The 9,548-nt window shown below is 72.3% G+C and carries 8 protein-coding genes; 3 read left to right on the forward strand and 5 right to left on the reverse strand.

Translation table 11 applies throughout. The features are described from left to right. The first annotated feature begins 74 nt into the window (after positions 1 to 74). Positions 75 to 920, forward strand: coding sequence for a helix-turn-helix transcriptional regulator (locus tag ABZ471_RS16995; RefSeq protein ID WP_359067153.1), 846 nt, complete (start codon positions 75 to 77; stop codon positions 918 to 920). A 186-nt stretch (positions 921 to 1,106) separates the two neighbouring features. On the opposite strand, the gene ABZ471_RS17000 is transcribed toward ABZ471_RS16995, so the two are convergent. Both ABZ471_RS17000 and ABZ471_RS17005 read right to left on the reverse strand, forming a co-directional pair. After that, positions 1,107 to 1,913, reverse strand: coding sequence for a hypothetical protein (locus ABZ471_RS17000; protein ID WP_359067155.1), 807 nt, complete (start codon positions 1,911 to 1,913; stop codon positions 1,107 to 1,109). Between the two features lie 224 nt (positions 1,914 to 2,137). Further along, positions 2,138 to 2,752 carry a methyltransferase gene (locus ABZ471_RS17005; protein WP_359067157.1) on the reverse strand — a complete coding sequence of 205 codons (615 nt, stop codon included), beginning with the start codon at positions 2,750 to 2,752 and terminating at the stop codon, positions 2,138 to 2,140. Between the two features lie 421 nt (positions 2,753 to 3,173). On the opposite strand from ABZ471_RS17005, the gene ABZ471_RS17010 reads away from it, so the two are divergent. After that, positions 3,174 to 5,099: a helix-turn-helix domain-containing protein gene (locus ABZ471_RS17010; RefSeq protein WP_359067159.1), complete on the forward strand. Its 1,926-nt coding sequence runs from the start codon at positions 3,174 to 3,176 to the stop codon at positions 5,097 to 5,099. 101 nt (positions 5,100 to 5,200) lie between these two features. Here the strand turns inward: ABZ471_RS17010 and ABZ471_RS17015 are convergent, their stop codons facing one another. The 3 genes from ABZ471_RS17015 to ABZ471_RS17025 all read right to left on the reverse strand — a co-directional run bounded on the left by ABZ471_RS17015 (position 5,201) and on the right by ABZ471_RS17025 (position 8,531). Continuing rightward, complete coding sequence (locus ABZ471_RS17015; protein ID WP_359067161.1) at positions 5,201 to 7,354, reverse strand: DEAD/DEAH box helicase; 2,154 nt, start codon at positions 7,352 to 7,354, stop codon at positions 5,201 to 5,203. 216 nt (positions 7,355 to 7,570) lie between these two features. After that, positions 7,571 to 8,083: a hypothetical protein gene (locus ABZ471_RS17020; protein ID WP_359067163.1), complete on the reverse strand. Its 513-nt coding sequence runs from the start codon at positions 8,081 to 8,083 to the stop codon at positions 7,571 to 7,573. Between the two features lie 97 nt (positions 8,084 to 8,180). Beyond that, a complete protein-coding gene (locus tag ABZ471_RS17025; protein ID WP_359067165.1) occupies positions 8,181 to 8,531 on the reverse strand; it encodes a metallopeptidase family protein in 351 nt (116 codons plus the stop codon). Positions 8,532 to 8,614: 83 nt separating this feature from the next. Between ABZ471_RS17025 and ABZ471_RS17030 the strand changes: the two genes are divergently transcribed. Then, positions 8,615 to 9,548 (forward strand): metallophosphoesterase (locus ABZ471_RS17030; protein WP_359067167.1); only part of this gene is annotated, 934 nt, incomplete at its 3' end.

A 9,548-nucleotide genomic window follows, 5' to 3' on the forward strand; every position in this document is an offset into this window, starting at 1 on the left:
CCCACTACCGGGAAGCGCTCTCAAAAGGTCCGATTGATGGCGATGTCCCCGACTGCCTCGTCGAGTTGGGGCTGATGCGGCCCTTGGCCGAAAACCCGCGGATCATGGGCGTGGTGCCGCCCGACATCGCGGTGAGCGAGTTCTGCCGCCCCATCGAACGCGCCATTCTCGTCCAGCAACAGGCCGTGGCGGCCGTCCGCGAGGCGCTGAGCGCCGCGGAGGACGTCTACCGCGAGGAACAAGGGACTGCCTCCGCGGACATCCGTCTGCTGCACGGCGAGGACGTCATCAGCGCGGCACTCCAGAAGTCGGCGGACGCCTGCCGCGGGGAACTACTGACCGCCCAGCCCGGCGGCGGACGGGCGACCGCGCTCCTCAGCAAGGCCCTGCGCCGAACCCTGGAGCTGTCCGAACGGCACATCCGCCAGCGGACGCTCTACCAGCACTCGGTCCGCACCCACGGCCCCACCCTCGCCTACATCGAACAGGTCTCCGCGGTGGGCGTCGAAGTACGCACCCTCAACGAACTCTTCGACCGCCTGATCATCTTCGACCGCAAGATCGCCTTCATCCCCGACCCCCGGCACGACCTCAAGACCACGGCCCTGACGATCGAGCACCCCGCGATCGTCCACTACCTGGCCACGGTCTTCGACCACGCCTGGCAGCGCGCGGAACCGCTCAGCATCACCCAGGAACAGGCGCGCCCCCCGCTGATGACCGACGAGACGAGGCGCACGGTCCTGCGCCTCATGATCGAGGGCCACACCGACGCGGCGATAGCCAAGCGCCTGGGCATCAGCGCCCGCACGGTCTCCACCCACATAGGCCGGGCCGCAGAGGCCCTGAACAGCAAGAGCAGAGCCCAACTGGCCTACGCCCTGGCCCAGTCCCGCCTCTTGGAGGACCCAGTCGACTGACACCTTCCCGGCCCCGCCGCCCGCCCCACGAGGGCGGCCACCCGCACCCACCGCCGAAAGCCCCCCGGACCCACCGCCCGCCGACGGCGAGTCCGCCCCACGGGGGCCACCCGCACCCGACGACGAAAGCCGCACGGGTGGTGCGAGTGGGAACGAAATGCCCGCCGAAGGCGAAGCCGAGGCGTGCTACCCCGCCGCCGCGGCCAACACCTCCGCCACCTCCGCCCCAGCCCCCGCCCCAACCGCCGCCGGAACCCCCCGCACCGAATCAACCGGCAACCGCGCCCGCAACGCCCGCACCACCGGCCCCAGCAACCGCGGCGCCGCAACCACCACCGACTTCCCCGTCCACGCGCCGAGTTCCGCAGCCGCAGCGGACAGCCGGACATCGTCCAGATAGACAAGGTGCGCATGCCCCAGCCCGGGCGCAACCGCACGCGCGGCCAGAGCCAACCGCGTACCGGCCTCACCGACGGAGATCAACCGCGCCGCGGCCATCGAAGGCTCGCTCGACTCCCAGGAGAGATCGACCCCCGCCCCCTCCCCGAGCACCAGACAGTGCGGCCGCCCGGTCCGTACCGCCTGCCGCACCACCGCCCGCGTCTCCTCCTCGCCGCAGGGTACGGCCAGCGGTATCCCGTACAGCCCCCGCACCTCGTCGTACCCCTCGGGAAACTGCTCGGGCGGCATGACCACCGTCGCCCCCGCCTGCAGGCAGTCCCGCCACAAGGACCGCGGCGCCACCGCCCGGCCCTTCACCGCGCCCGGTGTGACGACCACGAACGGCCTGAATCCCGCCGCCCCCAGCCCCGTCACCATCTGCGTCAGCACGGAGCCGGCGTTCGGCACCGAGAAGAAGCGGTCCGGATGGGCCGCCTCGAACGGATGGTCCTTGCTGCGGGACAGCGTCTCCAGACAGACGACACGGCCGTCCCGCCCGGCGACCGCCGTCAGCTCACTGCGAAAGGCGTCCCGCCCGGAGAGGGTCACCACGACACCACTTTCCCCCGTCGGCGGACCCAGGCGGCCGTGTCCGGCCCCACGGTGCCCGCGTCCAACTGCTCCCAGAGCGACCGTCACCGGGACGTGCACGCCCCGCCCCCGCGGTCACCGGGCCGCCTTCCGCACGGCACCCGGACACACCACGCCGGCCGGCAGGCCCCACGCGGCGGTCGTCCGGATCGTGCTCTCGGCGGTCGTCACCGACAGCTCGCCGGTCAGCCGCGCCCGGCGCCGTCGTCCGCGCGGATCTCCAGCAGCAGGTGCTCGACGACGTCGTCGCCGTACTCCCCCTCGACCAGCTCCACGGACCGCACCACCTGGAGTTCCCGCCCGCACTCCCGGGCGATCTCGCGCAGTTCCCCGAGGTCACCGCGGCTGCTGAAGTGCAGGAGCGCCCGGCCGCCCGGAGCGAGCAGCAGCGGCGCCTCGGCCAGATACCGGCGGTGCGCGCGGTAGCCCGGATCCACGTAGGCGCGCTCGTGCAGGGAGCGGTACGTGTAGTCCTCGGGCGCACGGACGTAGTTGGAGCTCCAGAAGACCATGTCGAAACGTTCCTGCTGAAGCGCCGAGAACAGATCACTCCGTACGGCCCGCACCCGTTCCGCCACCCCGTGCCGCGCCGCGTTGAGCGCCGCGTTCTCGACCGCCCGCGGGTTCACATCGGCGGCGACCACCCGCTCGCACCCGGCGAGGGCGCTGAGCACGGCGATGACACCGGTGCCGCAGCCGATCTCCAGGAACGAACCGCTCCGGTCGCCCGGGCCCGCCTGCGCGAGACCGAGCAGATCGAGCGCGACCGCGGTCGACGGCGAGAAGACAGGAGCAAACACTTCGTCAAGAAGGTCCCACCGCAAGCCCAACAGATCGAACTCAACCGGCCGGTCCGGACGCGTCAGCGACAACCGGCTGCGCTCCAGCGACCGTACGAAACTCTGTGATCCCGACATGTCTCAGTCCCCCCGCCGGACATTCCGTGACCGCGGCGCCGCCGACTTCCCGGCCCGCTGACAGGGCTTATTGTCAGGTGACCGAACGCGACGGGGGAATGTGCAGGGGTAACCGCTGCACACCGGGCGGGCGGTGTTCCGGTCACCGTGGGGTGGACCCTGACAGGCGAATTCAGCCAGAAGTCAGCCCAAGGGTACTGGTTCCAGCCATCGTTGACGCCTGTCATGCACGCAATCTAGGTTCACGAACGCTCGGAAGAGCCGCGCGCTGCAGGCGCCGCAGATCAAACTGGGGGTGAGGTCGATGCGGCACACGGACGACTTCGTACAGGACGAACTGCTCAGACTTCTCGAACTGCTCGCCAGCGAAGCCCCGCCCGACCGCTTCGAATCTCTCTCGGAGACCGGATCCGGCGCACCGGTGCCGCCCGAGTCCCTGGCCCTCCTCGACCGCGCGCGGACCCTGGCCCTGGACGTCCACGGTCTGTTCGCCCGCCGCCAGCAGCGCGAGGCCGCCCTCGCGGCGCTCGTGGACATCGCACGGGAACTGACCCTCCCGTACGACGTGGACACGCTGCTGCAGGTGATCACCCGCCGGGCCCGGCTGCTCCTCAACTTCGACATGTCCTGGATCACCCTCAGGGACCCCGCCGACGGCCCCGCCTGCGTCCGCATATCCGACGGCCACGTCTCCACCATGACCCCGGGGTTCGTGGTCCCGGCCCACGCCGGCGTCGGCAACGCGGCGGCCGACCGGTCCGCCCCCTTCTGGACCGCCGACTACCTCACCGACGACCGCTTTCCGCACTCCGCGGCCACCGACGAGGTGGTCACCGCGGAAGGCCTGCACGGTCTGATGGCGGTGCCCCTGAAGGAAGGCAGCAGCACCTTCGGCGCGCTCTACGGCGCCGACCGCTCGGTGCGCCACCTCACGCCCGACGAGATCACCTTGATGTCCTCCCTGGGCGACCTCGCCTCCCTGGCCATCAAGAAGGCCCGGCTGCTCGCCCAGACCCGCTCCGAGATCAGCGAACTCGAACACGACGTGTCCCGGGCGCTGGACTCCTCCACCGCCGAGCGCCTGGTCGGCGGCGTCCACACCCGGCTGATCGACATGGTGCTGAGCGGCTGCGGGCTGGGCGAGGTGGCCGCCCGCGCCGCGGCCGAGATGGGCGGCGCACTGATGGTGCGCGACGCCACCGGCCGGACCCTGGCGGTGACGGACGGGTTCCCCGACTTCGACGAGGCGGAGCTGTTCCAGCGGACGCTGGACGCCCACACCGAACTCGCCCCCATCCGCTCCGCTGACGACCTGTGGCTGTGCCCCGCCACCGCCGGCCGCGAAGTGCTCGGCACGCTGATCCTGGCCACGGACGGCCCGGCGATCGAGTACCAGCTCCGGCTGCTGCGGGCCACCGCCCAGTCCACCGCGGTCCTGCTGCGCATCCAGGCCGGTACCGACACCTCCGCCGACGGGGGCCGCAGCCGGCTCCTCCAGGACCTGATCGGCGACTCACCCCGCGCGCCCGAGCAGCTCGCCGTACACGCCCGGCGCCTCGGCGTCGCCCTGGACGACCCGCACGTGGTGCTGATCGCCCGGCCGGACGGCGGGGCGAGCGGCCGGGCCCTGGTCTGGGCCTCGTCGTACGCCCACCGCATGGCCGGACTGCAGACCATCGTGGACGACTGCCTGGTACTGCTGGTCCCGGGCACGGACTCGGGGTCCGCGGGGCGGGCGGTCACCGCCGAGCTGTCCTCGGTGACCGGCCGCCGGGTCACGGTCGGCTCGGCCGGGCCGGTCGCCCGTGCAGGCTCGGTCCACGGCACGTACCAGGAGGCCAGGCGGTGCCTGGAGGCGCTCACCGCGCTCGGCACCGACGGGGGCAGCGCCTCGGCACAGGAACTGGGATTCCTCGGTCTGCTGCTCGCCGACAGCCCCGACATCACGGCCTTCGTGCAGACCACGATCGGCCCGGTGATCACCTACGACGACCAGCACTGCACCGATCTCGTCCACACCCTGGAGGCCTACTTCGCGTCCGGCGGCAGCCCCCGCCGGGCCGCCGAGGCCCTCCATGTGCACCCCAACACGGTCTCCCGGCGCCTGGAACGGATCACCGATCTCCTCGGGCCCACCTGGCAGGAGCCGGTGCGGGCGCTGGAGGTGCAGCTCGCCCTGCGGCTCCAGCGCACCCGGCACACGGTCCGCTCCCCCCTGTCCGCCTGCTGAGATGTCCGCCTGCTGAAACGAAACGGCTGCGGGCCCCGGAAACATCCGGGGCCCGCAGCCGTGTTCGGTCACCGGCGCACGGGCCGGTCCCTCATCGTGTGTCAGCCGTTGCGCTTCCAGCGCGGCTTGTCCTCGCGGCGGCCGAAGGAGCCGCCGCCGGTGCCACGGTGGTCGTCACGACGGCCGTAGGGGCGGTCGTGACCCGCGGGGCGGTCGTGACCGGCGGAGCGGAAGCCCGGGCGGTCGTCACGACGGTCGCGGTTGAACGGACGGTCGCTGCCCCGGTGCCCACCACGCTCGTCGCGGCGGAAGCCGCCCCGGTCGTCGCGACGCTCGAAGGAACGGCCACCACGGTCACCCCGGTCGTCCCGACGCTCGAAGCCACGGTCGCGGTCGAAGGGACGACGCTCGTCGCGGCGCTCGAAGGAACGGCCACCGCGGTCACCGCGGTCGTCGCGGCGCTCGAAGCCACGGCCACCACGGTCGTCGCGACGCTCGAAGGAACGCCCACCGCGGTCACCGCGGTCGTCACGGCGCTCGAAGGAACGGCCACCGCGGTCACCGCGGTCGTCGCGGCGCTCGAAGCCACGGCCACCACGGTCGTCGCGACGCTCGAAGGAACGCCCACCGCGGTCACCGCGGTCGTCACGGCGCTCGAAGCCCCGCTCGCCCCGGTCGCGGTCGAACGGACGACGCTCCCGGCGCTCGTACGACCCCGAAGCCGCCGGACGCTCCTCGCGCTCGGTCACGCGCTGCTCCGCCGGCTCCTCCGTCACGGACGTCTCGACCACGGCCTCGGCCGCGGCTGCCTGGGCCTCGGCCACCGCCGTCTCCGGGTCCTCGCCACGCTCCCGGGCGACCCGGGCGACGAGGCGGTCGGCCTCCTCGCGCAGCTCGGTCGCGCGGCGCTGCGCGCGCTCCAGCTCCTTGGTGAGCTGGGTGACCTCGCGCTCGGCCTGCTGGGCGGCGTTGCCCGCGGACTCGGCCTGGACCTCGGTCATGGAGCGGGCGCCGGTGATCTCGGCGACCTCCGGGTCGAAGGCGGCACCGCCCTGGATGATGTGACGCGCGGCGTCGACGCCGGCGTCCTCCATGAGTCGGAAGATCTGGCGGCGCTGGTGCGGCAGCGACAGGGACACGACCGTGCCGGTGCGGCCGGCGCGGGCCGTACGGCCGGAGCGGTGCAGGTAGTCCTTGTGGTCGCCCGCCGGGTCGACGTTCAGGACCAGGTCGATGCCGTCGACGTGGATGCCGCGCGCGGCGACGTCGGTGGCGACGAGCGCGTTGACGTAGCCGTCCTTGAAGTCGGCCAGCGTCCGGGTGCGCGCGCCCTGCGTCATGCCGCCGTGCAGCGCGTCGGCCTTCACACCGGCGTCGCGCAGCTGCTCGGCGATGCGGTCGGCGCCCAGCTGGGTGCGGACGAAGATGATCGTGCGGCCCTTGCGCGAGGCGATCGCGGCGGTGACCGGCGCCTTGTCCTTGGGCTTCACGATGAGGATGTGGTGCGACATGGTCGTCACCGCGCCCTGGGCGGCGTCGACCTCGTGCGAGACCGGGTCGACCAGGTAGCGCTTGACCAGCGTGGAGATCTCGTTCTCCATGGTGGCCGAGAAGAGCATGCGCTGGCCGCCGGCCGGGACCTGGTCGAGCAGCTCGGTGACCTCGGGCAGGAAGCCCAGGTCGGACATCTGGTCGGCCTCGTCGAGGACGGCGATCTGCACGTCCTCCAGGGAGCAGGCGCCGCGGTTGATGATGTCGCGGAGGCGGCCCGGGGTGGCGACGAGGATGTCGACACCGCGCTCCAGGGCGTAGATCTGGTTGCCCATGGACGTACCGCCGCAGACGACCTTCATCTTCAGGCCGAGGACGTCGCCGTACGGCTGGAGGGCGTCCGCGACCTGCATGGCCAGCTCACGGGTCGGGGTGAGGATGACGGCGCGGGGCCGCTTCTTCTCGGTGCGTCCGCCGGCCAGCGAGGCCAGGGTCGGCAGACCGAAGGAGAGGGTCTTGCCGGAGCCGGTGCGGCCGCGGCCGAGGATGTCCTTGCCGGTCAGGGCGTCCGGGATGGTCGCGGCCTGGATCGGGAAGGGGGTGGTCACGCCGTTCTGTGCGAGCTTGCGCACGATGCCCTCGGGGAGACCGAGGTCGGCAAAGGTGGTCTGGGGGGTGTCACTGGTCTCGGTGACCTCGGTCACCAGATCGTCGTCCTGGGTGTTCTCGGACATGACGATGGGATCAGTACTGGACACGGACATGCGAATGCGAAACCTTCCGGAGTCTCTTCGGCACGCGCCCGTCAACTCCGTGATTCGCTCACGACCGCCTCAATGCGGTCCGCCACGGCAAGGGAGAGTACGCGCCACACGGCGCGCTCTGCAGTGGCGCCGGGCAAATGGGATCAAACGATCTACCACCATACGCACCCAACGCCCACCAAGGCAAACCGAACCCAGGAGACGCCGGTCACGTCCCTACGCAGGCGTCCCCGCCGCAGGTGCCGGCTCCCGCTGCGCCAGCTGCGTTCCCGTCTCCTCGTGGGCCGAGGACGACGGCTCGGCCGACGGCGGCTCGGAGACCGGCGGGGGCGGGGTGGACGCCGGGGGCTCGGGCGGCGCGGAGGTCGCCGGGGGCGTCGGCTGCTCCTTGGTCGGCGCCGGGTCGCCACCGGGCCCGGTGGGCTTTCCCGGCTTCGTCGGCGCGGCCGGGGCGCTGCCCGTCGCGGACGGCGTGGCCGAGGCCGAGGCCGACTTCCCGGGCTTCGCCTTGCCGCCGTGCTCGTGCTTGCCGTCCCCGGACCCGCCGCCGTGGCCGAGGCCGCCCCCGCCCATCACCGGGCCCCCGTCGGGCACCTCACCGCCCCGCTGCCCCGCAGAGTGCGAGGGCCTGGCCCGGCCGGCGTCGTCACCCACGCTCACACAACCGGCGGCGGCCGTGACGGACAGCAGCGCGGCGGCCAGTCGGACGGATACGTACAAGGGGCGCACGGTGGCCACCTCCGGAGGCAAGAAAGGGAGTCAACCTCCCCAACTCCCGCCGCCCACAAGAGGACACGCGCCCCGCACGAACCGTTGCCCCGGCCGCTCACCCGTATCCGAGCGCGTGCAGCCGGGCGTCGTCGATGCCGAAGTGATGGGCGATCTCGTGCACCACGGTGACCTCGGTCTCGGCGACGACGTCCTCGCGGCTCTCGCACATCCTGAGCGTCGGCCCCCGGTAGATCGTGATCCGGTCCGGCAGCACACCCGCGTACCACTCGCCCCGCTCGGTCAGCGGCGTCCCCTCGTACAGCCCCAGCAGCTCGGGATCGTCCGCGGGCGGTTCGTCCTCGACGAACACCGCCACGTTGTCCATCAGCCGCGTCAGCTCCGGCGGGATCCGGTCGAGCGCCTCGGCGACCAGTTCCTCGAACTCCTCGCGCGTCATCTCCAGCACACGGTCATTGTCCGTGACGACAGGCCCGTACGAGAGTGGCGAACCGTCGCATATCCGCGCCCGGGCGTGGGCATACGGCCCCAATGGCCCGCGTCCGCGTCCTCGTCGCAGCCCTCCGCAGCCGCCGCACCCGCCCTGCCCGCCGCACCCGCAGGCCCGCCCCCGCCCTGCCTCCACTCGAACCGGCGGCCCGCCTCAACCCCTGGCTGCGCGCCCTCGGCCTCACCGCGGTGGTCCTCGTCGGCGCCTGGCTGGGCCTGCTGATCGTCGGGAGCGTGCGGGCCCCGGTCGGCCCGATGAACACGACCATGGCACTGCGCCCGTCCCTCACCGGCGGCACGAAGATCAACGTCTCCCCGCTGGGCGCGCTGACCCTGGACAGCCATGTCGCCCCCGTCCGCCTGGACGTGAACGTCGACCAGCTCGACCCGCTCCGCTCCCAGGCCCTCGTCGACCACCCCGAGCGGCTCTCCGGCCTCCAGGACGAGGTGGCCCGGGACGTCGAGCACGGCACGCTCGACCTCGCCGTACGCTCCTCGGTCGCCGTGGTCTCCGGCGCGACGGCCCTCGGCCTCGCCGTCTACCGCCGCCCGCGCCGCGCCCTGGCGGCCGGCGGCCTGGCCCTCGCCCTGCTCGCCGCGTCGGGCGCGACGGCCTACGCCACCTGGAACCCGAAGTCGGTCCTGGAACCGAAGTTCTCCGGACTGCTGTCCTCGGCGCCGTCCGTGGTCGGCAACGCACGCAACATCGTCACCGAATTCGACGTCTACCAGAAGGAGTTGGCGCGCCTGGTGACGAACGTGACCAAGCTCTACGACGTCACGTCGACCCTCCCCGCCTACCAGCCGGACCCCGCCACCCTGCGGGTCCTGCACGTCTCCGACATCCACCTCAACCCGGCGAGCTGGAAGATCATCGCCTCGCTGGTGGAGCAGTACCGGGTGAACGTGATCGTCGACTCCGGCGACACGATGGATCACGGTACGGCGGCGGAGAACGGCTTCCTGGACCCGATCG

Origin of the sequence: Streptomyces sp. NPDC005728 (assembly GCF_040630895.1) — a bacterium.
In the GTDB taxonomy this organism is placed as follows: domain Bacteria; phylum Actinomycetota; class Actinomycetes; order Streptomycetales; family Streptomycetaceae; genus Streptomyces.